This is a genomic window from Limnohabitans sp. (genome assembly GCF_046052825.1).
GTDB lineage: Bacteria > Pseudomonadota > Gammaproteobacteria > Burkholderiales > Burkholderiaceae_C > Limnohabitans.
This window is the reverse complement of record NZ_JAVLFP010000073.1, coordinates 19,900-44,411: the sequence shown is the minus strand read 5'-3', so window position 1 is coordinate 44,411 and position 24,512 is coordinate 19,900. Positions and strand designations below refer to the sequence as shown.

The 24,512-nt window shown below is 57.9% G+C and carries 26 protein-coding genes and 1 pseudogene; 11 read left to right on the top strand and 16 right to left on the bottom strand.

Annotation, left to right across the window (positions count from 1 at the left end; all coding sequences use genetic code 11):
* Nucleotides 1–174: 174 nt before the first annotated feature.
* Nucleotides 175–756, bottom strand: coding sequence for an oligoribonuclease (orn, locus tag ACKWJN_RS12720; RefSeq protein ID WP_408597455.1), 582 nt, complete (start codon nt 754–756; stop codon nt 175–177).
* A gap of 55 nt (nt 757–811) precedes the next feature.
* Between orn and ACKWJN_RS12715 the strand changes: the two genes are divergently transcribed.
* Both ACKWJN_RS12715 and rsgA read left to right on the top strand, forming a co-directional pair.
* Entirely contained in the window at nt 812–2,068 is a 1,257-nt protein-coding gene (locus ACKWJN_RS12715) for a M48 family metallopeptidase (RefSeq protein ID WP_408597460.1), read from the top strand.
* Complete coding sequence (rsgA, locus tag ACKWJN_RS12710; RefSeq protein WP_408597453.1) at nt 2,065–2,952, top strand: ribosome small subunit-dependent GTPase A; 888 nt, start codon at nt 2,065–2,067, stop codon at nt 2,950–2,952. The genes ACKWJN_RS12715 and rsgA overlap by 4 nt, the downstream gene beginning before the upstream one ends.
* A 13-nt stretch (nt 2,953–2,965) precedes the next feature.
* On the opposite strand, the gene ACKWJN_RS12705 is transcribed toward rsgA, so the two are convergent.
* From ACKWJN_RS12705 to rpsP, 6 genes are all read right to left on the bottom strand, one after another.
* On the bottom strand, nt 2,966–3,952 hold the full coding sequence (locus ACKWJN_RS12705) for a CobD/CbiB family protein (RefSeq protein WP_408597451.1): 987 nt from the start codon (nt 3,950–3,952) through the stop codon (nt 2,966–2,968).
* A 34-nt stretch (nt 3,953–3,986) separates the two neighbouring features.
* Entirely contained in the window at nt 3,987–4,661 is a 675-nt protein-coding gene (locus ACKWJN_RS12700) for a CoA pyrophosphatase (protein WP_408597449.1), read from the bottom strand.
* Nucleotides 4,662–4,733: 72 nt separating this feature from the next.
* Entirely contained in the window at nt 4,734–5,129 is a 396-nt protein-coding gene (gene rplS, locus ACKWJN_RS12695) for a 50S ribosomal protein L19 (protein WP_108282983.1), read from the bottom strand.
* Between the two features lie 90 nt (nt 5,130–5,219).
* On the bottom strand, nt 5,220–5,981 hold the full coding sequence (gene trmD, locus ACKWJN_RS12690; RefSeq protein ID WP_408597447.1) for a tRNA (guanosine(37)-N1)-methyltransferase TrmD: 762 nt from the start codon (nt 5,979–5,981) through the stop codon (nt 5,220–5,222).
* Nucleotides 5,982–6,002: 21 nt separating this feature from the next.
* Nucleotides 6,003–6,572: a ribosome maturation factor RimM gene (gene rimM, locus ACKWJN_RS12685; protein ID WP_408597445.1), complete on the bottom strand. Its 570-nt coding sequence runs from the start codon at nt 6,570–6,572 to the stop codon at nt 6,003–6,005.
* Nucleotides 6,573–6,585: 13 nt separating this feature from the next.
* Nucleotides 6,586–6,837, bottom strand: coding sequence for a 30S ribosomal protein S16 (rpsP, locus tag ACKWJN_RS12680; RefSeq protein ID WP_408597443.1), 252 nt, complete (start codon nt 6,835–6,837; stop codon nt 6,586–6,588).
* A gap of 110 nt (nt 6,838–6,947) precedes the next feature.
* On the opposite strand from rpsP, the gene ACKWJN_RS12675 reads away from it, so the two are divergent.
* Entirely contained in the window at nt 6,948–7,394 is a 447-nt protein-coding gene (locus ACKWJN_RS12675; protein WP_408597441.1) for a hypothetical protein, read from the top strand.
* 85 nt (nt 7,395–7,479) lie between these two features.
* Here ACKWJN_RS12675 and folK read toward each other — a convergent pair whose 3' ends face one another.
* The 5 genes from folK to ACKWJN_RS12650 are packed head-to-tail and all read right to left on the bottom strand — an operon-like array spanning nt 7,480 to nt 11,947.
* Nucleotides 7,480–7,947, bottom strand: coding sequence for a 2-amino-4-hydroxy-6-hydroxymethyldihydropteridine diphosphokinase (gene folK, locus ACKWJN_RS12670; protein WP_408597440.1), 468 nt, complete (start codon nt 7,945–7,947; stop codon nt 7,480–7,482).
* 14 nt (nt 7,948–7,961) lie between these two features.
* On the bottom strand, nt 7,962–9,512 hold the full coding sequence (gene pcnB / locus ACKWJN_RS12665; RefSeq protein WP_408597438.1) for a polynucleotide adenylyltransferase PcnB: 1,551 nt from the start codon (nt 9,510–9,512) through the stop codon (nt 7,962–7,964).
* The gene (locus ACKWJN_RS12660) at nt 9,509–10,180 is read right to left on the bottom strand and encodes an HAD family hydrolase (protein WP_408597436.1); all 672 of its coding nucleotides are present in this window, start codon (nt 10,178–10,180) and stop codon (nt 9,509–9,511) included. Before ACKWJN_RS12660 ends, pcnB begins: the two co-directional genes overlap by 4 nt.
* 1 nt (nt 10,181) lies before the next feature.
* Nucleotides 10,182–10,868 (bottom strand): DnaA regulatory inactivator Hda, encoded by a 687-nt coding sequence (gene hda / locus ACKWJN_RS12655; protein WP_408597434.1) that lies wholly within the window; start codon nt 10,866–10,868, stop codon nt 10,182–10,184.
* Nucleotides 10,869–10,873: 5 nt separating this feature from the next.
* Nucleotides 10,874–11,947, bottom strand: a complete 1,074-nt coding sequence (locus tag ACKWJN_RS12650) for an AI-2E family transporter (protein ID WP_408597433.1) — start codon at nt 11,945–11,947, stop codon at nt 10,874–10,876.
* Nucleotides 11,948–12,032: 85 nt separating this feature from the next.
* Here ACKWJN_RS12650 and purM point away from each other — a divergent pair, with 85 nt between their 5' ends.
* On the top strand, nt 12,033–13,061 hold the full coding sequence (gene purM, locus ACKWJN_RS12645) for a phosphoribosylformylglycinamidine cyclo-ligase (protein WP_408597431.1): 1,029 nt from the start codon (nt 12,033–12,035) through the stop codon (nt 13,059–13,061).
* Between the two features lie 22 nt (nt 13,062–13,083).
* Here the strand turns inward: purM and ACKWJN_RS12640 are convergent.
* Nucleotides 13,084–13,794: pseudogene (locus tag ACKWJN_RS12640) on the bottom strand (SirB1 family protein); the annotation flags it as partial.
* A 15-nt stretch (nt 13,795–13,809) separates the two neighbouring features.
* Nucleotides 13,810–15,375, bottom strand: a complete 1,566-nt coding sequence (gene murJ, locus ACKWJN_RS12635) for a murein biosynthesis integral membrane protein MurJ (protein WP_408597429.1) — start codon at nt 15,373–15,375, stop codon at nt 13,810–13,812.
* 119 nt (nt 15,376–15,494) lie between these two features.
* On the opposite strand from murJ, the gene rpsT reads away from it, so the two are divergent.
* Nucleotides 15,495–15,794, top strand: a complete 300-nt coding sequence (gene rpsT, locus ACKWJN_RS12630) for a 30S ribosomal protein S20 (protein WP_408597427.1) — start codon at nt 15,495–15,497, stop codon at nt 15,792–15,794.
* A 131-nt stretch (nt 15,795–15,925) separates the two neighbouring features.
* Here rpsT and ACKWJN_RS12625 read toward each other — a convergent pair whose 3' ends face one another.
* Nucleotides 15,926–16,246, bottom strand: coding sequence for a DUF3579 domain-containing protein (locus tag ACKWJN_RS12625; protein WP_408597425.1), 321 nt, complete (start codon nt 16,244–16,246; stop codon nt 15,926–15,928).
* Between the two features lie 224 nt (nt 16,247–16,470).
* Between ACKWJN_RS12625 and ACKWJN_RS12620 the strand changes: the two genes are divergently transcribed.
* Genes ACKWJN_RS12620 through ACKWJN_RS12610 form a run of 3 tightly spaced genes read left to right on the top strand, consistent with a single transcriptional unit; the run spans nt 16,471 to nt 18,925 of the window.
* The gene (locus ACKWJN_RS12620) at nt 16,471–17,673 is read left to right on the top strand and encodes an aspartate aminotransferase family protein (RefSeq protein WP_408597423.1); all 1,203 of its coding nucleotides are present in this window, start codon (nt 16,471–16,473) and stop codon (nt 17,671–17,673) included.
* Nucleotides 17,670–18,614 (top strand): ornithine carbamoyltransferase, encoded by a 945-nt coding sequence (argF, locus tag ACKWJN_RS12615; RefSeq protein ID WP_408597421.1) that lies wholly within the window; start codon nt 17,670–17,672, stop codon nt 18,612–18,614. Before ACKWJN_RS12620 ends, argF begins: the two co-directional genes overlap by 4 nt.
* On the top strand, nt 18,614–18,925 hold the full coding sequence (locus ACKWJN_RS12610; protein WP_408597419.1) for a YkgJ family cysteine cluster protein: 312 nt from the start codon (nt 18,614–18,616) through the stop codon (nt 18,923–18,925). Before argF ends, ACKWJN_RS12610 begins: the two co-directional genes overlap by 1 nt.
* Here the strand turns inward: ACKWJN_RS12610 and ACKWJN_RS12605 are convergent.
* Nucleotides 18,922–20,136 carry an FAD-dependent monooxygenase gene (locus ACKWJN_RS12605; protein ID WP_408597417.1) on the bottom strand — a complete coding sequence of 405 codons (1,215 nt, stop codon included), beginning with the start codon at nt 20,134–20,136 and terminating at the stop codon, nt 18,922–18,924. The two genes, ACKWJN_RS12610 and ACKWJN_RS12605, sit on opposite strands and share 4 nt — an antisense overlap.
* An 84-nt stretch (nt 20,137–20,220) precedes the next feature.
* Here ACKWJN_RS12605 and ACKWJN_RS12600 point away from each other — a divergent pair, with 84 nt between their 5' ends.
* Genes ACKWJN_RS12600 through recD form a run of 3 tightly spaced genes read left to right on the top strand, consistent with a single transcriptional unit; the run spans nt 20,221 to nt 24,481 of the window.
* Entirely contained in the window at nt 20,221–21,192 is a 972-nt protein-coding gene (locus tag ACKWJN_RS12600; protein ID WP_408597415.1) for a Bug family tripartite tricarboxylate transporter substrate binding protein, read from the top strand.
* A 3-nt stretch (nt 21,193–21,195) separates the two neighbouring features.
* Nucleotides 21,196–22,563: a tRNA 5-hydroxyuridine modification protein YegQ gene (gene yegQ, locus ACKWJN_RS12595; RefSeq protein WP_408597413.1), complete on the top strand. Its 1,368-nt coding sequence runs from the start codon at nt 21,196–21,198 to the stop codon at nt 22,561–22,563.
* A 37-nt stretch (nt 22,564–22,600) separates the two neighbouring features.
* A complete protein-coding gene (gene recD, locus ACKWJN_RS12590; protein ID WP_408597411.1) occupies nt 22,601–24,481 on the top strand; it encodes an exodeoxyribonuclease V subunit alpha in 1,881 nt (626 codons plus the stop codon).
* Nucleotides 24,482–24,512: the final 31 nt, after the last annotated feature.

The window sequence follows — 24,512 nt, the reverse complement described above, 5'->3', positions numbered from 1 at the left end:
GCGGCGGCTCCGTCGAGGGTTGAACAACATCAACCATCAAACGAAGTTCTACGCCGTGCTCGGCGCGGGCGGCTCACTGTGTGAGCCCTTGTGTGTGAGGTAGATGTGCGATAAAGCGTACACATCATCGTGTGCAGCAAACCGAATTATGGCACAGATCCGGGGAAACCCGAATTAAAGTTTCAAAAAGTGCTCGCGGTAATGCATCAGTTCGTCAATGGACTCATGCACATCGGCCAAAGCCGTGTGCTTTTGGGCCTTTTTGAAGGCATTGAAAACTTCAGGTTTCCATCGGCGCGAGAGTTCTTTCAAGGTGCTCACATCCAAGTTGCGGTAGTGAAACCAGGCTTCCAGCTTAGGCATGTACTTGTTCAAAAACCGGCGATCTTGACCAATGGTGTTGCCACACATCGGTGAGACGCCTTTAGAGACATAGGGCTTCAAGAAGGCCACGAGTTGCTCTTGGGCTTGCTCTTCCGTCAACGTGGATGCTTTGACCTTGTCAATCAAGCCACTCTTTTTGTGGGTGCCTTTGTTCCAAGCATCCATCTTGCCCAACAGCTCATCGCTTTGATGGATCACCAGCACAGGACCTTCAATGCGCGGAGTGAGGTCAGGGCCCGTCACGATGACGGCAATTTCGAGCAAGCGCTCTCGTTCAGGATCGAGGCCACTCATCTCGCAATCGAGCCAGACCAAATTCAGATCAGATTTCGCCAAGCTTGGCACGGGGGTGGGTGAAACAACATCAGACATGGGTTGGCATTGTCGCCCATCGGCTGAAGCGGTTCATCTAAACTCCCCCACCATGATGAACCCTTCCCTTTCGATGACGGCTGCACTGGCTGTTGTATTGCTCGCCAACCTACTCACCAAACTCTGGCTCAGTGGGCGCCAAGTGCGTCATGTGGCACAACACCGGATGGCCGTCCCCGCCGCATTTGCCAGCACCATTTCTTTAGATGCCCACCAAAAAGCGGCGGACTACACGCTGGCCAAAGCCCGTGTGGGGTTGATAGACATGGGCCTGGATGCCGTGCTCATCATGGGTTGGACCTTGCTGGGTGGTTTGGATGCGCTCAACCAATTGACGTTGAATTGGTTAGGTGCAAGCATGACCCAGCAGCTGGTGTTGGTGGTGAGTTTTGCTTTGATTGGTGGCGTCATTGGCTTACCCCTGACCTTGTATCAAACCTTTGGTATCGAACAACGGTTTGGCTTCAACCACACCACGCCCGCTTTATGGGTCAGCGACCTGCTCAAGGGTCTGCTGGTGGGTTTGGTCTTGGGTCTACCTATCTTGGCTTTGGTGCTTTGGTTGATGGACACCGGTGGTGACGCATGGTGGTTGTTTGCATGGGCGGCACTGGTGGCCTACCAATTGTTGGTGATGTGGATTGCGCCCAACGTGATCATGCCCCTGTTCAACAAGTTCACGCCACTTGAAGACGCCACACTGAAAGAGCGTGTGACGGCTCTGATGACGCGTTCGGGTTTTACTGCAAAGGGTTTTTTTGTCATGGATGGCAGCCGACGCTCGGCCCACTCCAACGCGTTTTTCACGGGCTTGGGTTCAGCCAAACGGGTGGTGTTTTTTGACACTTTGCTGGCGCAACTCAGTGGCGACGAAATGGAAGCGGTGCTAGCGCATGAGTTGGGGCATTTCAAACACCGTCATATTTTGAAAATGATGCTCACCAGCTTTGCAGTCAGCCTGGTCGGGTTGGCCTTGCTGGGCTGGTTGTCTGAGCAAGTTTGGTTTTATACCGGCCTAGGTGTATCGCCCAATTTGAATGGCAGCAACAGCGCGTTGGCTCTTCTTTTGTTCATGTTGACCCTGCCACTGGTGACTTTCTTTGTGTCGCCTTTGTCGGCACGACGCTCACGCCGCTTCGAGTTTGAGGCCGATGCCTATGCCGTGTCCAACAGCAAGGCCACAGCCTTGTGCAGTGCGCTCCTCAAGCTCTACCAAGACAACGCGGCCACCCTCACGCCTGACCCATGGTTTGTGGCTTTTTATTACTCTCATCCACCTGCATCCCAACGCATGGCGCGGATCTCCGCATGACGCTCAGCGGCCTGGTGATCGCCACCCACGGACGACACTGTGTCGTGGAGACGCCCGATGGACAACGTCGCATCTGCCACCCCCGCGGTAAAAAAAGTCAGGTCGTGGTGGGTGACCATGTGCAATGGTTGACCAGCGAAGATGAAGGGACGATTGAAAAAGTCGAACCACGCCACAACTTGTTTTACCGGCAAGATGAAATGCGCACCAAGTCTTTTGCAGCCAATTTAGACCAGGTGTTGATCTTGCTCGCGGCCGAACCAGAATTCTCTGAGATGCAACTCGCGCGGGCCTTGATTGCCGCAGAAGCCGAACACATCAAGCCTGTGATTGCATTGAATAAACGTGACTTGACGCCATTGTTTGAACATGCCCTGGCGCGCTTGGCGCCCTATATGACCATGGGCTACACGGTATTGTCTTTGTCCCTCAAGCTTGGAGATCTGAGTGACTTGCCAGAGCTGCTGGATCACAAAACCACCTTGGTGCTGGGCCCCTCAGGCACGGGCAAGAGTACCTTGGTCAATGCCTTGATTCCTGATGCCAAAGTCGCAACTGGTGAAATTTCACGCGCACTCAACTCAGGCAAACACACCACCACAGCAACCACATGGCATTGGGTGAACAGGGAGCGCCACACGGGATTGATTGACTCACCTGGATTTCAAGAGTTTGGCCTGCATCACATCGATGCCATGCAACTGGCAGCTTACATGCCAGACTTCAAACCCCACGTGACGCATTGCAAGTTCTACAACTGCACGCATTTGCATGAGCCCAGCTGCGGCGTTCGAGATGCAGTCACCCAAGGCACCATCCATGCCTCCCGTTACCGCTTGTATGGTTTGTTATTTGCAGAACTGACGCAGCCTACCCACTACTGAGCGCAGTGTCTGACTAACCCAATAAACGAGCCAAGGTCAGCAAAGCCAACAGCACCATCCACAACACCACGGTGCGCCATACCAACCCCACCACGCTCGACAAATGCGCCAGTTCAGGGGCGCGACCGGGTGTACTTTCGCTGTCTTCATTGGGCAAGGAAGCGTCACTCAGCAACGCATCTTCAGGGGCAGTCTGTGCGTTCAAGGCCTCGCCCCCTAAGCGCACATTCAAGGCGCCTGCCGTCGCAGACAACACAACGCCGTTGTTGTCGTCTGGAAAACGTTGTGCATGGGTTCGCCAACAATCTATGGCTTCCTCAAAATTACCCACCACCGCAAACGCCAAAGCGGTCACCCGTGCAGGCAACCAGTCAACCCGGTACCAAGCCACTTGGGCAGCCACTTGAAGAGGTTCACTGACCCACCCGCTTTGGGTCTGCGACGAGGTTTGCCAGGCGCGCGAGACCCAAGCGCTCATGCGGTAGAAAACGGCACCCGCAGGCCCGAGGCCTAAAGCCGCCAAAACCGAGAACCAAGCCAACACGCCAAATACATGGCGATGCGCTGACAGCACAGAATGCTCAATCACGTGACGCAGCAGTTCACTGCGCGGCAAACTGCCCACCGACACATGCTGCCATTGGGCGAGCAACTCACGTGCCAGCCGCTCATCGCCGGCATCCAGCGCATCGCGAATGTCTGTGAAATGGTGGCTGAATTGACGAAAGCCCAATGAAGCGTACAGAACACACACACTCCATACCATGGCCACAGGCCAGCCTAAAAAATACATCAGCAGCCAATGAACCACCAAGGTCACCAACGTCGGAACACCGACGGCCAAAGACCATGTGGTCCAAGCCAATTGTGGGTGCCCAGCGTCTAAAGTGCGACTGGCCCAAGAGATCCAGTTGCGCAGCAAACGACGCAAGCCGTTGTCCGACGACAAAGGGCGTGCTTGTTCAATCAACAATGCAAAGAGCAGGGCCAAAAAACTCATGGGTTGATGATAGCGGGCACGACAAGCTTATGAATCAAGCCTGCAAGAAACGGTACAAATTACGCAACATCCCCGCGGTAGCACCCCAAATGAAACGCAAATGCTCGCCATCTTGGTAGGGCATGGAAAGCCATTCACGGCGAACGCCATCATGCTCAACGCGGTGCCAACGATGGTTCTCAGGGTCCATCAAAAATGACAGTGGGACTTCAAACGCGTGGGCAACCTCAAACGGATTTGGCTGCAAAGTCATGTCGCGAGAAATCAAAGCCACGACGGGTGTGACATGAAAAGCAGATCCCGTGATGTAAACGGGCAATTGGCCCAACACTTGGACATACCGAGCCTCGAGCCCGACCTCCTCCTGCGCTTCACGCAAAGCGGTCGCGACAGCATCCACATCTTCTGGGTCAGACTTACCCCCGGCAAAAGCAATTTGCCCCGAATGTGTCGACAAATGCGCGGTACGTTGTGTCAGCAGCACCATGGGCTCATCGCGCATGACAATACCCACCAACACCGCCGCAGCCGCGGGCTCACGGTCGATGAAGGCGCGTTCACGCACCAACTCTGGCTCCCACTGTGGAGGACGGGCAAATCTCTCGGCCAAGGCATGCGCCGTGAGTTGCAACACAGGCACGGGCGGGAGATGGTGATCGACCCGAATCACCGGAACTTGCAGGGGGTCGAAAGAGATGGGTTTAGACATTGAAAAAGCCACCGCAAGCTTGGCACTTGGGGTGGCTCAGTGGGTCGCAGACAGCGAAAGGATTTAACCTGCTTACTGTGCAGCGGCAGCGGCTTTGGAAGCTGCAGCCGATTTGCTGACCAATTTTTCTTTGATACGTGCCGACTTACCGCTGCGGTCACGCAAGTAATACAACTTGGCACGACGCACATCACCACGACGCTTGACTTCGATGCTGGCAATCAAGGGACTGTAGGTTTGGAAAGTACGCTCCACGCCTTCGCCGCTGGAGATTTTGCGAACCGTGAAGCCGCTGTTGAGGCCACGGTTACGCTTGGCAATCACCACACCTTCGTAGGCCTGAACACGTTTGCGCGTGCCTTCAACCACGTTGACGCTCACAATGACTGTGTCGCCTGGTGCAAATTCTGGAATGGTTTTACCGAGGCGAGCAATTTCTTCTGCCTCAAGGGTTTGGATCAGGTTCATGGTTTCCTCTAAAGATCTTGATCGCGCTACACAAAAGGCTTCTGGTACGGTGACTAGAAGCGGCCGATCAGAGGATCGAAAAGCCCACCATTATAGCGATTTCTGAGCTGCCAAGAAAGCCTCGTCTGCAACACCTAGGCTATTCGCAGCACGCGCGGCCAAAATCAACTCCGGGCGTAACCGAGCTGTCAACAACAAGCGCTGGTCACGCCGCCAACGCTCGATGTGCAGATGATGTCCAGACAGCAACTCCGCCGGAACCCCTTGTCCCTCCCACACCTCGGGTCGCGTGTAGTGCGGGCAATCCAACAAACCATCCAGCGCAGGGTTAAAACTGTCCAGCTGGTGGCTACCTTCATCATTGAGAACGCCAGGTTGCAGACGTGCCACGGCATCGAGCAGGGCCATGGCGGCCACTTCACCACCGGACAGGACAAAGTCACCCAAACTAATTTGAAGGTCGACATGTGTCTCAATAAACCGCTGGTCAATGCCCTCGTAACGGCCACACAGCAACACCGCACCAGCACTGTCAGACCAGCGCTGGACCAAAGCATGGCGTATCACGTCTCCTGTGGGCGAGAACAGCACCAATGGCGCAATCTCACGGCCTTGTTCGCGATCACCACGAATGGCTTCCAAACAGGCTTGCAAAGGCTCGGCCATCATCACCATGCCAGGGCCTCCACCAAAGGGGCGGTCATCGACGCGACGGTAATTGCCTTGTGCGTAATCTCGTGGATTCCACAACCGGACATCCACAGCGCCTGACTCGTAGGCACGCCGTGTCACACCGCAGGTTAAAAACGGTTCAAACAGTTCGGGAAATAAAGTGATGACGTCAAAACGCACGGCTGACCCCTGTCGGGCACATCAGTAATCGGGCTGCCAGTCGGCAGTGATGCGTCGCGCGGCCAAATCTACCGCATCAATGTAGACGCCAACAAAAGGAATCATGCGTTCTTTGACAGCATCGGCCTCGGCATAGCTGAGCACCAACACGGTTTGTGGGCCCGTATGCAAAAGCTCTTTCACTTGCCCCAGGGCAATGCCTTCTCGGTTGAAAACATCCAACCCAATCAAGTCAACCCAGTAATACTCGTCAGCTTCAGGCGTAGGAAAACTAGACCGAGCCACAAAGATGCGGGCGCCTTTGAGTGCCTCGGCGGCAGTTCGATCTTGGACCGTTTGAGCACTGGCCACCACGGTGTCGGAATGCTCTTTGGCCTCGATGATTTTCAAGAGGACCGTGCCTGAAAAGGTCTTGGCACCTTTTTCAGCGGGCAATAAAAACCAACGCTTGGAAGAAAAAAGCGCTTCCGGAGAAGCGCTGTAGGGCAAGACTTTGAACCAGCCCTTGATGCCCCATGCATCGGCAATTCGCCCGACTTCAACGGCGTCTGCAGGTAAATCTGCAGGCTCCAAGCCCAAGTTAATTGCCATGCTGGATGGCGAATTAAGCGGCTGCTTTGGCAGCTTGCTTGATCAAACGCTCGACGGTGGACGAGCATTGAGCGCCAACGCCAGTCCAGTGGGCCAGTCGGTCTTGCGCAATGCGCAGGCCTTCTTCGCCGCCTTTGGCAATCGGGTTGTAAAAACCGATGCGCTCAATGAAGCGACCATCGCGACGAACGCGTTTGTCAGCCACAACGATGTTGAAAAACGGACGGGCTTTAGAGCCGCCGCGGGAGAGTCGGATGACGACCATGATGAATCCTTCGGGTGGGTGGGTGTTTTCAACGTTTGAGACACGCGCTAAGGCCACCCGGCCTGCGACACGCTGAAAAGCTCTCCATTATAGCCGTCTACACTTCGGCCATGAAAAACAAAACCATTGCCGCTTGGACAACCTTCCTAGGTGGCCCGTTGGGCCTGCATCGCTTTTACCTTTTTGGTTTCAATGACACGCTCGGATGGTTGCTGCCTATCCCGACCGCATTGGGACTCTATGGCATTGAACGGGTGCAAGAAAACGGCTTGGATGACATGGCCAGTTGGTGGCTCATTCCATTGCTTGGATTCACCATCGCTGCGTGTGCGCTCAATGCCATTGTGTACGCCTTGATGACAACGGAAGTTTGGAACCGCCAATTCAACCCACAGGCCGATGTTGAGGACCCTGCTGGACAGACCCATTGGGGCACCATTGGTGTCATTGTGGTGTCGTTGCTGATTGGGGCGACTGTGCTCATGTCGAGCATCGTGTTCAGCTTTCAGCGCTACTTCGAGTATCAGATCGAAGAAGCTCGAAAAATTTCTGAGTGATTTATGCTGAGAGACAACTTGAGTTTCCAACTTTCTACTATTCAGGCAAGACCTAATTAGCGCTAACTTTCAATCCGAAAATAAGTTATATCTGCCGAATCACTTGGTCTCGCACACCTTCGAGATGGAATTCACTGACCCGTTCAGGCCACACCTCGGCCAGGGGCCGCAAGACAAAAGCACGCTGCGTCCAACGCGGATGCGGCAAGGTCAACTCCGGCGAATCTAAAACGACATCGCCATAAAAGATCACATCCAAGTCCAGCGTGCGCGGCGCGTTTTTGTAGCTGCGCTTTCGGCCACTTTGTAGCTCTAAGGCCTGCAAGCTGTGTAACAACGCCAATGGGCTGAGTTGCGTCTTCAACAACGCCACGGCATTGATGAAGTCTGATCCTTGTGCTTCATAAGGCGCACTGCAGTACAAGGACGATATTTTAAGAATTTGTGTCTCGGGCAAGCACGCAAGATCACGCAAGGCTTGGCGCACAGTTCCTAGGGCATCACCCAAATTGGAGCCCAAAGCCACACATGCCATGACGGAAGCATCTGACATGGCGAGGCCTCGGCTTATTCGGCAGCGGGCGGGCCACCAACATCGCCCAAAGGCTTGCGTCTGCGACGACGGCGCTTCTTCGGGGAAGCATCGGCGTCAACACCCTCACCCGAGGAGACCGCGTCATCTTCCCGAAACCGCGGATCTTCTACTGGCTTGTCCGCCCGACGCACCGAGTGGACGCGCGGCGTACGCGGCGTCTTTTGGCTTTCTTGGCGCGCTTGTTGTAACAAATCCTCGCGGGTGGCGTCATCAGCCAAGCTGAACTCTTGCCACCAGTCAGCCAGCACCACATCAACTTCGCCCACATCGGCGCGCAAGCGCATGAAGTCAAAACCCGCACGAAAACGTGCTTGCTCCACCAGGCTCCACGGGCCACTGCCCACCCGCTTTTCAAAACGAGGTTGCATCATCCAAATCTCGCGCATGTCTGCGGCGAGCTTGCCACGGCCCGACACGTCACCAATGCGAGACTCAAACACTTCATCGATCGCATCTTGCAACGCAGGAAACGGCGGTTGTTTGACGCGCCGATCTGCCCAAGCCTCGCGCACGTCCGACCACAAGACACACGCCAACAAAAAGCTCGGCGCAACTGGCTTGCCTTCGCCAACACGGCGGTCGGTATCTTGAAGCGCCGTTTTCACAAACGCTTGGTCTGCACGCTCCACCACGATGTCAAGCAACGGGTAAATACCTTTGGCAAGGCCTTGCAACTTGAGTTGCTCCACACTGGCCAGCGCATGACCGGTTTGCAACAACTTGAGCATCTCGTCGAACAAGCGGCTCTGGGGCACGTCGGCCAAAAGCTTCGCCGTTCGCTTCAAGGGTGCAGCAGTCTTAGCTTCTAGCTTGAAGCCCAAGGCCGACAACTTGGCGGCGAAACGCACAGCACGGATGATGCGCACAGGGTCTTCACGGTAGCGCATGGCTGGGTCGCCAATCATGCGCAACACTTTTTTCTTCGCGTCCGCGATGCCACCGTGGTAATCAATGACATGGCCCGTTTCTGGGTCGTAGTACATCGCATTGATGGTGAAGTCTCGGCGGGCGGCATCTTCATCTTGTGGGCCCCAGACGTTGTCGCGCAAGACACGACCACTGGCGTCCACGGCGTGCGTCATGCCGGCCAGCTCTTGCTTGCTGCTGCGCTCGTTGCCTTTGACTTGACTGGCATCGGCGCTGTCGAGGTGTGCGCGAAAGGTCGACACCTCAATCACTTCATGCTCTCGTCCTCGGCCGTAAACCACGTGAACGATGCGAAAACGCCGCCCAATGATGAAGGCGCGACGAAAGGCGGCCTTGACTTGTTCTGGCGTGGCGTTTGTGGCCACGTCAAAGTCTTTGGGCTTGAGGCCCAACAGCAAATCTCGCACAGCGCCGCCCACCACATAAGCCTCAAAGCCGCGGTCTTGCAAGGTGCGCACCACATTCAGAGCGCGCTCATCGACCCAATCGACGTTGATGCCATGGACTTTGGCAGGTACCACATGGCGCTTGCCCAAGGAGGGTTTGGTGCTGCTGGACGTTTTGCCCATCAGCTTGTTGATGAATTGTTTGATCATTGTTGAGAGAACAGTTCCAAGATCGGCCAACCTTGTGCAGCAGCTGCCGCACGAAGTTTGGCATCAGGATTGGTCGCCACCGGGTGGTTGACGCGTTTGAGAAGTGGCAAATCGTTGCTGGAGTCGCTGTAAAACGTGCTGTCTACATCACCCCAATCCAATCCTTGCAATTGCAACCATTGTTGCAGACGTTGCACCTTGCCTTCGCGGATGGAGGGCACGCCATTGATTTCGCCCGTGAACCAACCATCGGCACCTCGCAAGAGCTCCACCGCAATCAACTCATGCACACCCAATGCCTGTGCAATGGGTCGGGTGACAAACTCGTTGGTGGCGGTCACGATCACCAGGCGATCGCCAGCCTCGCGGTGCTGATCGAGCAAAGCTGTGGCTCGGGGGTGAATCGCAGGCAAGATCACCTCTTGCATGAACTGCGCATGGGCCTGAGCTGCTTTTTCAGGGCCTTGCAGGCGAAATGCTTCAGTTGCAAAACGCACATAGTCGTGGATGTCCAAAGTACCCGCTTGGTAGTGCGCGTAAAACGCGTCGTTTTGAGCCGCAAATTCAACCGGATCGGTCCACCCCATGCGAATGGTGAACTCGCCCCAGGCGTAATCCGAATCGATGGGCAGCAGCGTGTGGTCCAAGTCAAACAACGCAAGTTTCATGTCACAGGTTCTCAAGCATGGATTTCAGCAAAGGGATGGTGATGGCGCGTTGAGTTTGCAAGGCATACCCATCGAGTTGGTCCAGCAGTTGGATCAAGCTTCCCAGGTCTCGGCTGAAACGATGGAGCATGAAGTCCATCACCTCGTCGCTCAAAAACACGCCCCGCTCATCGGCCTGTTGGCGCAACACTGCCCGGCGCTCAGCGTCGCTCAGCACATGCAATTGGTAAATATGACCCCACCCCAAGCGGGTGCGCAGATCTTCACGCAATCTCAAATCTTGGGGAGGCACCAAGCCCGCAGCCAACACCCACCTTTGCTGTCCGTCACCGGGTGTGGTGGCATTGACAAACCAATTGAAGGCCGCTTGTTGCTGCACCGCTGTGTACAGTTGCACATCATCGAGCAGCACCACGCGCCATTTTTCGTCAAACGCAATCGGGTCTGACTGTGCAGCATCCATCCATCCCACAGGGCAGCCCTGATCCCGCAAAGCCGCTTGAACGCCGCGCAGCAAATGGGTTTTTCCGCTGCCGGATTCCCCCCAGACATAACAGGGCACTGGCGAGCGTTTGTCATTGCCTACCCACAACTGCAGGTGTTGCAGCACAGCCAGATTGGGGCCCGCTAAAAAATTGTGCAAGCTGGGGCCAGTGACCAAGCCGATGTCAAGCGCGAGTTGCTTCATGCGGTCTAGGTACCCCGGTACAAAGCGCTGGCTTGGTACTGGTGGCGCACTCGGCGAATGGCGACCAGCAACACGGCGCTCACGGGCAAGGCCACCAACACACCGACAAAGCCCAGCAATTGGCCAAAAGCCATCAAGGCAAAAATCACATGCAGGGGATGCAGCCCAATGCGCTCGCCGACCAAGCGAGGCGTCAACACAAAGCTCTCAATCAACTGCCCAACCCCATACACAACAGCCACCATCCACAAAGCCTCTGAGGGAGCCATTTGCAACAAACCGGCCAAGGTGGCCAAGCACAAACCCAAGCCAAAACCCACATAAGGCACAAAGACAGCCAGTCCAGTGAACACACCAATAGGCCACGCCAACTCCAAGCCAAACCACCACAGCGCCAGCCCGTAATACAAGGCCAACGCCAACATCACAGACAGCTGCCCGCGCAGATACTGACCCAAAACCAAGTCGGCCTCGGCCACAAAGCTGTCGTAGGCGCCGCGCATGCCCAAGGGCACCAAAGCCTCAATGTGTCGAACAAAACGCCGCCAATCCAGCAACAAATAAAACAACACAACGGGTACCAAAACCAAGTTTCCAACCACGGCCAAGGCCACGCTGCCGCCAATGCGCAAGGAGGCCAAAGCTTGCAACACCAACTCGTCAAGCGATGTATTGAAATGGGTCAGCACAAAGTTTTTAAGACTGGCCGCATCAAGCTGGATCGACACACCCAGGGTCTGCAGCCACGGATTCAAGAAAGCTTGCCCTCTTTGGATCAAAGCAGGCAGCTGATCGCGAATGCGTGGCACCTCGTTGGCCAAGATGGGAAGCAGCAAAAGGATCAGCGCCATCACCAACACGATGAACAGAGTTTCCACCACCAACACCGCCACCACCACCGGCAGATGTCCCGCAAACAAGCGTTGCAGACCCCGCACCAAGGGGCTCAGGGCATAGGCCAACACGGCAGCCACCACAAAGGGCATCAGCACAGGACCCAGCAACCACAGCAACAAAGCCGCCATCACCGCAATGACCATCCAGGTCAGGGTTTGTCGTTGTCCGGGTGTGAATTGCATACAGCAGGTGGGTGAGGGGCTTTAAAATTGCCACTCGATTCTATCGGCGTGCATCCTCTGTCGCGCCAAAGCACCCTCACCCACTATGAACAAACCCCTTTCCTACAAAGACGCAGGTGTCGACATTGACGCAGGCGATGCCTTGGTCGAACGGATCAAACCGCTGGCCAAAAAAACCATGCGCGAAGGTGTGCTCGCCGGCATCGGGGGATTTGGCGCCTTGTTCGAAGTGCCCAAGCGTTACAAAGAACCCGTCTTGGTGAGCGGCACCGATGGGGTGGGCACCAAGCTGCGATTGGCGTTTGAATGGCAAATGCACGACACCGTGGGCATTGACTTGGTGGCCATGAGCGTCAACGACGTGCTGGTTCAGGGGGCAGAACCCCTGTTCTTCCTCGACTACTTTGCCTGCGGAAAACTCGACGTCGACACCGCCGCTGCCGTGGTGGGCGGCATTGCCAAAGGCTGTGAGTTATCGGGCTGCGCCTTGATTGGTGGCGAGACCGCTGAAATGCCAGGCATGTACCCCGATGGCGAATACGACTTAGCAGGGTTTGCCGTGGGCGCAGTTGAAAAATCAAAAATCTTGACAGGACAAAACGTCCAAGTGGGCGACGTGGTGCTGGGGCTGTCCTCTGCCGGCGTGCACTCCAACGGCTTTTCACTGGTGCGCAAAGTGATCGAACGCGCGGGCGCCAACACCCCCGCCACCTTGGATGGCCAACCCTTCAAGCAAGCCATCATGGCGCCCACGCGCTTGTATGTGAAAAGCGTGCTGGCCGCACTGGCGACTCAGCCCATCAAGGCTCTGGCGCACATCACAGGGGGTGGATTGCTTGAAAACATTCCCCGTGTGCTGCCCGAGGGCTTGGCGGCCCACCTGCGCAAAGGCAGTTGGCCACAAACCGAGTTGTTTGCCTGGCTCCAAAGCACCGCGGGCATCGATGACATCGAAATGAACCGCACCTTCAACAACGGCATTGGCATGGTGGTGGTGGTCGATGCAGCGCATGCATCCGCCTGTGCCGAGGTGTTACGGCAACAGGGCGAAGAGGTTCACACCATCGGTGTCATCGCGCAGCGCGGCGAAGCTCCGGCTGTCGTGGTGGCTTAAAGCCCGATCAGGGCTTTTCGTCGGCTTGTGGCAACAAGACGCCCAAGCGTTTTTTCACCCAGGCTCGGCGCACCACATCGCCATGGGTGATGTAAATTTCGTCCAAATTGCGAAGCATGCGCACCACAATCTCGCGCGGGGTTGCAGGTCGCAAATAGTGCTTGAGCAAAGCATCTGACACATCACCGTCACGCACCAACCCAGTCTGCGCATGCAGGGGCGCCAAACGCTCTGACAAATCCTCTTTGCTCAACGACTGCCCGGTGAACGGGTCCATCACCACCTGCCCTTCGTGTGGAAACGGCAGTTTGACCTTGAGCAAAAAGTGCCCCGGAAAACTCACACCTGAAGCGTCAAGCCCCAAACCGGTGGCCAACTCCAACCAAATCACCGCCAAGCTGATGGGAATGCCACGGCGCGTGTGCAACACCGCATGCACAAAACTGTTGTCAGGGTCGTAGTAGTTGTTCAAATTGCCGGCAAAACCCAAATCATCAAAGAAGAAGCTGTTGAGCAAGCGCAGTTTGTGCAAACCACCGGCATCTGTTGGCAAACGACGCTTGATGCGCTCGCCCAATTGGTCTACCTGACCCAGCACCTGCTGGATGTCGAGTTCGGGGTACTCGTCTTGCGCCAAGCTGGTGGCCGCTTCCAACAACGGAAAGTGCGCATCGCTTTGCACCAGCGACGAAAAATAGCTCAAGGCCGTAGGAACTTCGAGTTTGAAATCCATCTCTTCACTTCTCCCTTAGCGACGCCACAACGTGCGCGGTTTCAGCCCCAACAGCACCAAACTGACAAAGTACAGCACCGCACTGAGCACCAACACGCCCGCCATCAGGGCCACGCGCAACCAAGGTGTGGCGTGCATCGCCGTCCAGTCCCAGTGCGCGCAGGCCCACAGCAGCCAAGCTCCAAGCACTGCACTGCTGACTGAGACTTGTCCAGCCAAACGCCACCAACCGGGGCTGGGTTGGTAAGTCCCTGTTTTGCGCAGGCCCCACAACAACCAACCCGCGTTGAGCAAAGCGCCCAAACCAATCGACAAAGCCAAACCTGCGTGCGCCAAAGAGGGAACCAACAACACGTTCAGCAGCTGGGTGACGACCAGCACCACCACCGCAATGCGCACCGGTGTGCGAATGTCTTGGCTGGCGTAATACCCCGGCGCCAACACCTTGATCGCCACCAAGCCCAACAAACCCACCCCGTAACCCATCAAAGCCAACGTGGTTTGCTGCACATCTTGGGCTCCGAATGCCCCGTAGTTGTAGAGCACGGCCACCAAGGGTTTTGAAAATCCCAACAACGCCACAGAACAAGGCAGGGCCAAAACAAGCACCAAGCGCAAACCCCAATCGAGCATGTCTGAATACTGGGCGGTGTCATTCGCGGCTTTGGCGGCAGACAGCTGCGGCATCAAGACCACGCCCAAGGCCACCCCCAGCAAAGCGGTCGGAAATTCCATCAACCGATCCGCATAACTGAGCCAGCTGACACTGCCGGGCATCAGATGCGACGCAATCTGGGTGTTGATCAACAAAGAGATTTGCGCCACACCCACGCCCAACAACGCAGGTGCCATGAGTCGCAAGATGCGTTGCGGGCCGGGCGCAGAGCCCGCCTCGCGCAGCGCGTGCCAACCCACCCCAATGTGCGGCAGCAAACCAAGTCGCCGCAAAGCCACCAGTTGCACCGTCAGTTGCAAGGCGCCGCCCAACATCACCCCCGCAGCCATGGCATAGATCGGCGGCCATCCCCACACCGCAAACCATGGCCCACCCCACCAAGCCGCCATGATCATGGACACATTCAACAACACCGGCGTGGCAGCGGGAACCGCAAAACGCTTCCATGTGTTGAGCACGCCTGCCGCCAAGGCCACCAACGACATGAAAGCGATGTAGGGAAACATCCATCGCGTCATCACCACCGCCATGTCAAAACCTTGTGGCGCCTGCTGCAAACCGCTGGCCATCACCCACACCAATGCAGGAGCGGTCAACACGCCCAAGGCACTGACGCACACCAAGATCCAGAGCAACAAGGTGGCCACTTGGTTGATCAACAGATGGGTGGCCTCATCCCCGTGCTGCTGCCGACTGGCGGCCAAGACAGGGACAAATGCCTGACTGAACGCCCCTTCGGCAAACAGGCGGCGAAACAAATTAGGAATACGAAACGCCACATTGAAAGCGTCCGTCAAGGCATTGGCACCAAAAATGGAAGCCATCAACAATTCGCGCATCAGCCCTGTGATGCGGGAAATCAGGGTCAGGCCTGAGACGATAGAGGCGGATTTGAACAAAGACACCGTCACAGTGTAGCGAGGGGACAAAGGGCCCTTGAGGGGTGTCACCTACGAATGGGGGAGGCTTTGATATACTTGCGGGCTTTGCTGCATCATCCTCAAACCCTTAAGGAACTCTCACCATGGCATCAGCCAAACCCAAGAAAAAGAACCCACGCCTGGCGTCGGGCCGTAAACGCGTCCGCCAGGACATCAAAATCAACGCAGCGAACACCTCACTGCGTTCCAAATACCGCACCGCTGTGAAGAACGTTGAAAAAGCCGTTCTCGCTGGCGACAAAACCAAAGCCACTGAACTCTTTGCCAAGATGCAAGCTGTGGTGGACACCGTGGCTGACAAAGGTATCTTCCACAAAAACAAAGCCGCTCGTGACAAGAGCCGACTCTCCACCAAGGTCAAAGCCTTGGCAACCGCCGCCTGATTTTTCAGGCAAACAGCCCGGTCTGAACCATCAGACCGCCGTTTGTATCGGGTGCGCTGCAGCAAAGAGAAAACCGCTCCTAGGAGCGGTTTTTTTATGGGCCATTCGGCTGTTGCGATCGTTTGTTGAGCTCAGTTTTTTGGGGGGTGGTCGGGCAGCAAACACGCCTCCACCACTTGCAGGCCATTGTCTCGGGCAAAGTTCATCACAAAGTCCCACGCCATGATTTCTTCGTCGCGCAAATCGGTGTGCACGATGACGCATTTGTTGCCGTCGAGGGTGTTGGGCACACACCAAGGCGAATAGCTCAAGTGACTTCCGGGCACGGCCCCACCCGGTCTGAATTGGCTCATCACGCCCGCCAAACGCTCGGCCCAATCACTGGGCCGGAACGTCTTTCCGTCTTGGGTAATTCCAAGGATAAAAACTTCTTTGGCGGAGTGGGAAACCATCGGGTAGAGGCTGAAAACAGGTTCTGGGTGACTGGGGATCTGCCCGTGTCACCGGGGTTACAACTATTCTATCTTATATAAGACTTGTGACGCCCGAATGTCACGGCCGTTGGCCAAGAAGTGGCCAAGCCCAATGCCAACGGCTTGTCACACAGCACCCTCTAAAATCATGCTTCAACGGCTCAACCTTCGTTGGGTCGTTTTCATTTTCAGGGAGTTCACGCATGTCCGTTTTCATTGAAGCCGCCTCACCGCACACCATGAACACCTATGGCCGACTGCCCATTGCGCTCAGCCATGGTCAAGGTTGCCGAGTCTGGGACATCAATGGCAAACCATACCTCGATGCCCTGGCAGGCATCGCGGTGAACACCCTTGGTCACAACCACCCCGAATTCGCACCCGCGCTGCAAGATCAGATCGGCAAGATCATCCACACGTGCAACTATTTCCACGTTCCTGATGCAGAAAAACTCGCCGCCAAACTGGTTGAGTTGTCCAACATGACCAATGTGTTTTTCTGCAATTCCGGTTTGGAAGCGAACGAAGCCGCGATCAAACTAGCGCGCAAATTCGGACACGACAAAGGCATCACGCATCCCAAAATCGTGGTGTACGAAAAAGCCTTCCACGGCCGCAGCATTGCCACACTCAGCGCCACGGCCAACGTCAAGCTGCAACAAGGCTTTGGTCCCATGCTGGAGGGCTTTGTCCGCGTCCCACTCAACGACATCGAGGCGCTGAAACAAGCCACGCGCAACGACCCCGATGTGGTGGCCGTATTTTTTGAAACCATCCAAGGCGAAGGCGGCATCAACCCCATGCGCGCCGAGTACCTGCGCGAAGTCCGTGCCCTGTGCGACCAACACGATTGGCTGCTCATGATCGACGAAGTGCAATGTGGCATTGGTCGCACCGGCAAATGGTTTGCCCACCAGTGGGCCGGCATCGTGCCTGACGTCATGCCCCTGGCCAAAGGCCTGGGCTCTGGCGTCCCCATTGGTGCGGTGGTGGCCGGGCCCAAAGCGGCCCATATCTTTCAGCCTGGCAACCACGGCACCACCTTTGGTGGCAACCCACTGGCCATGCGTGCTGGCGTCGAAACCATCCGCATCATGGAAAAAGATGGGTTGCTCAACAACGCAGCCCAGGTAGGCGAGCACTTCCACAACAAGCTGCAAACCGAACTCGGTGGACTCAAGGGCGTCAAGGAAATCCGTGGCCAGGGCCTGATGATTGGCATCGAATTGGACCGTCCCTGCGGCGTCTTACTCAAGCAAGCCACCGACGCAGGTCTCATCATCAACGTGACGGCTGATACGGTGGTGCGACTCTTGCCCCCCTTGATCATGACCACCGCCGAAGCAGACGAGGTGCTGGACATCCTGCTGCCTTTGATCAAAACCTTTTTGGCCGAAGCCCCATGAGCCGCGCGTTGAAACATTACCTGCAATTCACCGACCTCAGTGCCGATGAGTACGCCTACGTGTTCGCGCGCGCGGCCTTGATCAAGAGGAAGTTCAAGGCCTACGAAAAGCACCACTCCTTGGCGGATCGCACGCTGGCGATGATTTTTGAAAAAGCATCCACCCGCACGCGCGTGAGCTTTGAAGCAGGCATGTACCAAATGGGCGGCGCTGTGGTTCACCTGACCACGGGCGACAGCCAATTGGGCCGCGCAGAACCGATCGAAGACAGCGCCAAAGTCATCAGCCGCATGGTCGACTTGGTGATGATTCGAACCTACGGGCAAGACAAGATCAACCGCTTTGCGGCCAACTCGCGGGTGCCCGTCATCAACGGTTTGACCAACGAGTTTCATCCTTGCCAAATCATGGCCGACCTGCTCACCTTCATTGAACACCGAGGGGATGCAGCCCATCCTCTGGACTGCCTCAAAGGCCGGGTGGTGGCCTGGGTGGGTGACGGCAACAACATGGCCAACACCTGGCTGCAAGCTGCTGACTTGCTGGGCTTCACGGTGCATGTCAGCACGCCCAGTGGCTATGAAGTGGACCCCACCATTGCCGGCTTGGTCACGCACAGCGAATGCTTCAAAGTATTTGCAGACCCCATGCAAGCCTGCCAAGGCGCCGACTTGGTGACCACCGATGTGTGGACCAGCATGGGCTACGAAGCCGAAAACGAAGCCCGCCAACGCGCTTTTGCCGACTGGTGTGTCGATGCCGACATGATGGCGGTGGCCCAACCCAATGCCTTGTTCATGCACTGCCTGCCGGCCCATCGGGGCGAAGAAGTCAGTGCCGACGTGATCGACGGCGACCAATCGGTGGTGTGGGACGAAGCAGAAAACCGCATGCACGTCCAAAAAGCCTTGATGGAGTACCTGCTGCTGGGCCGTCAGTGATGTCGGCATGCACCGCGTGCGGCGCTTGCTGCGCCAGCTTTCGGGTTGACTTCTCGGTGTTCGAACGCGATGACCACGGCGGCGCAGTCCCCTCTGGTTTGGCTTTGGATTTGACCGACACCCTCTGCCGCATGCGTGGCACCGACCACTCACCGCCACGCTGCGGTGCACTCATGGGTCAAGTTGGCCAACAAGCCACCTGCGGTATTTACGAGTGGCGTCCTTCACCCTGTCGTGAGTTTGAAGAAGGCAGCGATGCCTGCCAACTGGCGCGCCGTCGCCACCACCTGCCCCCACTCACCGCGTCTTAAACCGGCAAACGGTGGTCGTACAACCAGGGCACGTCCATCAAACGTGGGCCCACCGTGCGCAGGCTGGCGTCCCGCGCCCATTGCATCGGACCACGCAGGTGAAAAATCTCCCCATTGCGAATGGCGCGCGCTTGCACGCGCGCATTGCGTTGCCAACGCGCTTGGGCAAACGCCTGCAAGCGAGCGGCCACCCCTAGGCCAGCTTGAGCCGTCCATTGATGGCCAAGTTCAGCCGCGTCCTCCAGGGCCATGCCAGCGCCTTGCGCCAAATAAGGACGCATCGGATGGGCGGCATCGCCCACCAAGGCCACGCAACCCACGACATGCTCATGCGCCCCTTGCATGGGGGGGCGGTCACACAGCGGCCACAGCCGCCAGTCGCCACACGCCTGCACCAAATCATGCAAATCAGGGCAGGTGCCCTGCAAGGCCTGTGTCAAATCGGCGCGGGTTTGAGCCACGGTGTGGTGCAAGTTCCAGCTTTGCAGGTCGTGCAGCGACGCGCCCTCCAACTGCCCTTCGGTCAAGCACACCACGTTGAGCCATTCACCCCCCCGAACGGGGTACTGCACCACGTGCACACGCGGGCCCATCCAGACCGTGACGTCTTGGGTTCTCAGGTGCGCTGGCAAGTCAGACTGCGCCACCAAAGCGCGATACGCCAAATGCCCGGTCACACGCGGCCCGCCATCTTGCAACAGCTGTTGGCGCAAAGCACTCCAAACGCCATCGGCCACCACCAGGGCATCGGCCGACTCATTGAGGACAGCACCCGCGAGCTTGACTTGCGCCAGCACCCCGTCGTTCAAGGCTTGAACCGCTTGCACCTGGGCCTGACACTGCACCGACACGCCCTGCACCTGGGCTGCTCGATGCAACAGACTGTGCAAATCGGCGCGGTGAAGGGTGACGTAGGACGCTGTGTCGTGCGGTCTTTTACCGTTGAGCGACAAGCTGGCCAGCACCTTGCCCGAGCTGGCGTTGCGTGCATGCAATGACGCTGGCAGTGCCGCCACTGCAAGGACATCAGGCATCAGCCCCCAGGCCTGCAAGATGTGTGTGACGTTGGGCCCCAGCTGAACACCCGCGCCCACTTCGGTCAATTCAGGCGAGCGCTCAAACACGTGAACGGCCACGCCAGCGCGCGCCAAACTCACGGCACAAGCCAGCCCGCCAATGCCCCCTCCTGCGATCAACACCTTGTCTGTCATGCCTGGCATTGTGCATGGCAGGCCCCTAGGCCAAGCCAGAGATTTATGATCAGTCCTTTCCACTTTCTCGCGCAAAGGCCCACCATGCAACGCAGAACGCTCCTCCAAGCCACCGCTGGCTCGGCTTTGCTGCCGGCCTTGGCCCACGCACAAGACAAATACCCCAGCAAGCCGGTGCTGTGGGTCTGCCCCTACGCCGCTGGGGGCAATGCCGACAGCCGTTCACGCCAAGTGGCCAAAGCGATGGGGGCGCTGCTGGGGCAGCCCATCATCGTGGACAACAAAGCAGGCGCTGGCGGCAACATTGGCACCGAAGCCATTGCACGAGGCAAACCCGATGGCTACACCTTAGGCATGGGCAACTTTGCCCCCTTGGCGGTCAACCAAACCCTGTTCAAAAAACTCAACTTCGATCCGCTCAACGACATCGTGCCCATCTGCTTGATCGAAAAAGGGCCGCTCATTTTGATGGTGCGTCAGGACTCGCCCTACAAGACCGTCAAAGACATCGTGGCTGCCGCCAAAGCGGCCCCCGGCAAACTCAGCTACGCCTCAGGCGGCATTGGTGGCTCGCACCACTTGAGCGGCGCGCTGTTTGAGCACGTGGCGGGCATTGACATGATCCATGCGCCCTACAAAAGTGGCTCCGCAGGCGCCACCGACTTGATGGGCGGCCAAGTCCACATGATGTTCGAACAAATGTATGCCGCCATGCCCTCCATCAAGGGCGGGCGCATGCGTGCTCTGGCCATCACCAGCAAAGTTCGCTCCCCCTTGTTGCCCGACGTGCCCACCATGGGCGAACAGGGCTATCCCGCCATCGAGGTGCAAAACTGGCAAGGCTTGGTGGGCCCGAAGGGCATGCCTGCGGATCTGGTCAAACAGCTCAACGCCGTCTGCAACCAAGCGCTGCAAACCGCGGAAGTCAAAGAGAAAATTTTGAGCCAAGGCAATGAGTTGGGTGGTGGCACCCCCGAACAATTTGCCGCCCTCATCAAGGCCGAAGCACCCCGTTGGGCCAAGGTGGTCCGCGACGCCAAAATGGAAGTTGAATAAGTCATGACCCCCCTCAAAGCCCCTGAACTGCTGCTGCCCGCTGGCTCGCTCGACAAAATGCGCGCCGCCTACGACTTTGGCGCTGACGCCGTGTATGCAGGTCAGCCCCGCTACAGCTTGCGCGCCCGCAACAACGAGTTCCGACTCGAGCAAATTGGCATTGGCATTGCCGAAGCACACCAACGGGGCAAAAAGTTTTTTGTCACCAGCAACCTGCTGCCGCACAACGACAAGGTGCGCACCTACCTGCGCGACATCGAACCTGTGATTGCCATGAAGCCCGACGGTTTGATCATGGCCGACCCGGGTCTGATCACCATGGTGCGAGAAAAGTGGCCCGAGATGCCGATTCACCTGTCGGTACAAGCCAACACCGTGAACTGGGCGAGCGTGAAGTTTTGGCAAAAAATCGGCCTGACCCGCATCATCTTGTCGCGCGAACTCAGCCTCGACGAAATTGAAAAAATTCGCCAAGAGTGCCCAGACATGGAGCTGGAGGTGTTTGTGCACGGCGCGCTGTGCATCGCCTACTCGGGACGCTGCCTGCTGTCGGGCTACTTCAACCGACGCGACCCCAACCAAGGCACCTGCACCAATGCCTGCCGCTGGGGCTACAGCACACAAACCAGTGCCACCGACCCCAACACCGGCGAAGCCATGGCCGTCCCGATGGAAGCCGACTTTGACTTTGCCACCGCACAGCAAGAAGCCGAGTCCACCTTCTCATCGTGTGGCGATGGACAACGCCACCCAGCGGCTGACCAGATTTATTTGCTGGAAGAAAAAGGCCGGCCCGGCCAGCTGATGCCCATCATGGAAGACGAGCACGGCACCTACATCATGAACAGCAAAGACCTGCGTGCGGTGGAGTACGTGGAACGCCTGACCCAAATCGGGGTCGACTCGCTCAAGATCGAAGGCCGCACCAAGTCGCTCTACTACGTGTCTCGCACGGCCCAGGTGTATCGCCGCGCGATTGACGACGCGGTGGCCGGACGCCCCTTCAACCCTGAACTCATCACCGAGTTGGAAGGCCTGGCCAACCGTGGCTACACCGCAGGCCTGATGGACCGTCGCCCAGCCAACGACTACCAAAACTACGAAACTGGTCACTCGGTGGCGCACCGCAGCCAATTTGTCGGCGAGGTCAAAGCCACCGCCGACGGCTGGGCCGAGGTGGAAACCAAAAACAAGTTTTCTGTCGGCGATCGGCTTGAAATCATCCACCCCAGTGGCAACCAAACGATTGAACTCACCGCCATGAAAAACGCCAGCGGCGAAGCCATTCAGGTGGCTGTCGGCAACCCCGTGCGGGTGTGGATCCCCCTGCCAGCCAACCGCAACGGCGCGCTGCTGGCGCGCTTGCTGTGAGGCTGCTGTCTGACCGTTGGATGTCGCCCTCCGTGTGATGTCACCCCCTGCCTGCGTCCTGTCCGACTTGCTGCAACGGGACTGGCTGCGCACAGCCCACACGCCCCTGAGTGGGCTGGACACCGCGTTTGCCAATTTCTTGCACAGCCAGCAAGCCAGCCCCGACCCACGCCACCTCTGGCTCGCGGCCCTCACCAGCCATCAGTGGAGCCGAGGGCACGCCTGCTTGGACCTGGCGTCCTTGCACAGCCAGGCAGCGCTCTTGCTGGGTTGGTCTGGCGAGCATGCCGCTGGGCTGCCGCAAGACCTGTGCGCTGCAGCCGCCTCACTGCCCTGGGCCGAAGTGCAGCAACCCGACAGCAGCGCCTACACACCCGACCTGTTTGAATCGGCCAACGGCACCCAACCCTTGGTGCTGCACATCACCCCCCAGCAACCGCAGGGCAAGCTCTATCTGCGCCGAGCGTGGACGGCAGAGCAGACCATTCGCCAGCAACTCCTGGCCCGCTTGGCCTTGCCCAGCGATGCGCCCGCCGACTTGTCGCAGCGGCTGGACACCTTGTTCCCTGCGCTGGCGGACCCCACGCAGACCGACATGCAACGCCGGGCCTGCGAGGTGGCGGCGGCGCACCGCATCACCCTCATCACGGGGGGGCCTGGCACTGGCAAAACCACCACCGTGGTGCGCTTGCTCAGCACCTTGGTCGGTGCGGCGCCCGTCGAAAAACCCTTGCGCATCCACCTGGCTGCGCCCACCGGCAAAGCGGCCGCGCGTTTGACCGAGTCGATCGCCCAAGCCTTGGACCACATGCCCCAAGAGCTGCGTGGCCGCATCTCACCCCAAGCACACACCTTGCATCGCTTGCTGCATCTCACCGGCAGCCCAGGGCAGCGTCATGCAGCGCATCAACTCGCCACCGATGTGGTGGTGGTGGACGAGGCCTCGATGGTCGATTTGGAAATGATGGCCCGTTTGCTCCAAGCGGTGCCTGTGCATGCACGCTTGGTCTTGTTGGGCGACAAAGACCAACTGGCCTCGGTAGAGGCCGGGGCGGTGATGTCACAGCTGTGCACCGGCACGCTGTTGCGCGAGTGCACCGTCACCCTGACCCACAGCCACCGCTTTGACGCCCGCAGTGGCATTGGCCAATGGGCCCAGGCGGTCAACCGCGGCGACGCACACAGCCCGGCCGAACTCAAAGCCCTGTGGCAGGCCGCTCCAGATGCCTCAGACACCTTGAGCGACGCGCCCGATGTGACACGCTTGCAACTCACCCACGCCGCAGACCCCCGCTTGGGCGCTGTGGTGCGCCAGGGTTGGGGCGAATGGCTGGCCTTGCTGGCTCCGCACCGTGACGGTCAGCCTTGCAGCGACGCACAAGCACTGGCCCTCTTGCACAGCCTGACGCGGTTTTGTGTGCTGTGCGCTGTGCGAGAAGGCCCGCTGGGCGTGACACAACTCAACGCCCACCTCGAGCGCGCGCTGGGCTTGGGTCAAGGGCAGCAGCCCTGGTACATCGGCCGCCCGGTGATGGTGACGCGCAATGACTACACCCTGGGCCTGATGAACGGCGACATCGGTGTGTGCCTGCCCGACCCAGACGGCGTGTTGCGGGTGGCGTTTGTGGGCTCGGCCAACGACGCCCCTGCGGCTGGCATGGTGCGTTGGGTGGCCCCTTCACGGCTGGACGCAGTCGACACCGTGTGGGCCATGACCGTGCACAAATCACAGGGTTCAGAGTTTGCGCATGTGCTGTTGGTGCTGCCGGCCCAAGATGCGCCAGTGTTGTCGCGTGAGTTGGTGTACACCGGCCTCACGCGCGCGCGCCACCGCCTGACCGTATGGGCACCCAACACCCAGGTGCTGTGGCAAGCCTGCGCACGCCGCGTGCTGCGCAGCGGAGGCCTGGGCGACTGAGCACCCGTGTGTCGGTGCGGCGGTGCGCTAG

Bases quoted from the DNA above. Each gene is read 5' to 3' on its own strand.
- orn (WP_408597455.1), bottom strand. From the start codon at position 756: ATGTCTGATGTTGTTTCACCCACCCCCGTGCCAAGCTTGGCGAAATCT.
- ACKWJN_RS12715 (WP_408597460.1), top strand. From the start codon at position 812: ATGAACCCTTCCCTTTCGATGACGGCTGCACTGGCTGTTGTATTGCTC.
- rsgA (WP_408597453.1), top strand. From the start codon at position 2,065: ATGACGCTCAGCGGCCTGGTGATCGCCACCCACGGACGACACTGTGTC.
- ACKWJN_RS12705 (WP_408597451.1), bottom strand. From the start codon at position 3,952: ATGAGTTTTTTGGCCCTGCTCTTTGCATTGTTGATTGAACAAGCACGC.
- ACKWJN_RS12700 (WP_408597449.1), bottom strand. From the start codon at position 4,661: ATGTCTAAACCCATCTCTTTCGACCCCCTGCAAGTTCCGGTGATTCGG.
- rplS (WP_108282983.1), bottom strand. From the start codon at position 5,129: ATGAACCTGATCCAAACCCTTGAGGCAGAAGAAATTGCTCGCCTCGGT.
- rimM (WP_408597445.1), bottom strand. From the start codon at position 6,572: ATGGCAATTAACTTGGGCTTGGAGCCTGCAGATTTACCTGCAGACGCC.
- rpsP (WP_408597443.1), bottom strand. From the start codon at position 6,837: ATGGTCGTCATCCGACTCTCCCGCGGCGGCTCTAAAGCCCGTCCGTTT.
- ACKWJN_RS12675 (WP_408597441.1), top strand. From the start codon at position 6,948: ATGAAAAACAAAACCATTGCCGCTTGGACAACCTTCCTAGGTGGCCCG.
- folK (WP_408597440.1), bottom strand. From the start codon at position 7,947: ATGTCAGATGCTTCCGTCATGGCATGTGTGGCTTTGGGCTCCAATTTG.
- pcnB (WP_408597438.1), bottom strand. From the start codon at position 9,512: ATGATCAAACAATTCATCAACAAGCTGATGGGCAAAACGTCCAGCAGC.
- ACKWJN_RS12660 (WP_408597436.1), bottom strand. From the start codon at position 10,180: ATGAAACTTGCGTTGTTTGACTTGGACCACACGCTGCTGCCCATCGAT.
- hda (WP_408597434.1), bottom strand. From the start codon at position 10,868: ATGAAGCAACTCGCGCTTGACATCGGCTTGGTCACTGGCCCCAGCTTG.
- ACKWJN_RS12650 (WP_408597433.1), bottom strand. From the start codon at position 11,947: ATGCAATTCACACCCGGACAACGACAAACCCTGACCTGGATGGTCATT.
- purM (WP_408597431.1), top strand. From the start codon at position 12,033: ATGAACAAACCCCTTTCCTACAAAGACGCAGGTGTCGACATTGACGCA.
- rpsT (WP_408597427.1), top strand. From the start codon at position 15,495: ATGGCATCAGCCAAACCCAAGAAAAAGAACCCACGCCTGGCGTCGGGC.
- ACKWJN_RS12625 (WP_408597425.1), bottom strand. From the start codon at position 16,246: ATGGTTTCCCACTCCGCCAAAGAAGTTTTTATCCTTGGAATTACCCAA.
- ACKWJN_RS12620 (WP_408597423.1), top strand. From the start codon at position 16,471: ATGTCCGTTTTCATTGAAGCCGCCTCACCGCACACCATGAACACCTAT.
- argF (WP_408597421.1), top strand. From the start codon at position 17,670: ATGAGCCGCGCGTTGAAACATTACCTGCAATTCACCGACCTCAGTGCC.
- ACKWJN_RS12610 (WP_408597419.1), top strand. From the start codon at position 18,614: ATGTCGGCATGCACCGCGTGCGGCGCTTGCTGCGCCAGCTTTCGGGTT.
- ACKWJN_RS12605 (WP_408597417.1), bottom strand. From the start codon at position 20,136: ATGACAGACAAGGTGTTGATCGCAGGAGGGGGCATTGGCGGGCTGGCT.
- ACKWJN_RS12600 (WP_408597415.1), top strand. From the start codon at position 20,221: ATGCAACGCAGAACGCTCCTCCAAGCCACCGCTGGCTCGGCTTTGCTG.
- yegQ (WP_408597413.1), top strand. From the start codon at position 21,196: ATGACCCCCCTCAAAGCCCCTGAACTGCTGCTGCCCGCTGGCTCGCTC.
- recD (WP_408597411.1), top strand. From the start codon at position 22,601: ATGTCACCCCCTGCCTGCGTCCTGTCCGACTTGCTGCAACGGGACTGG.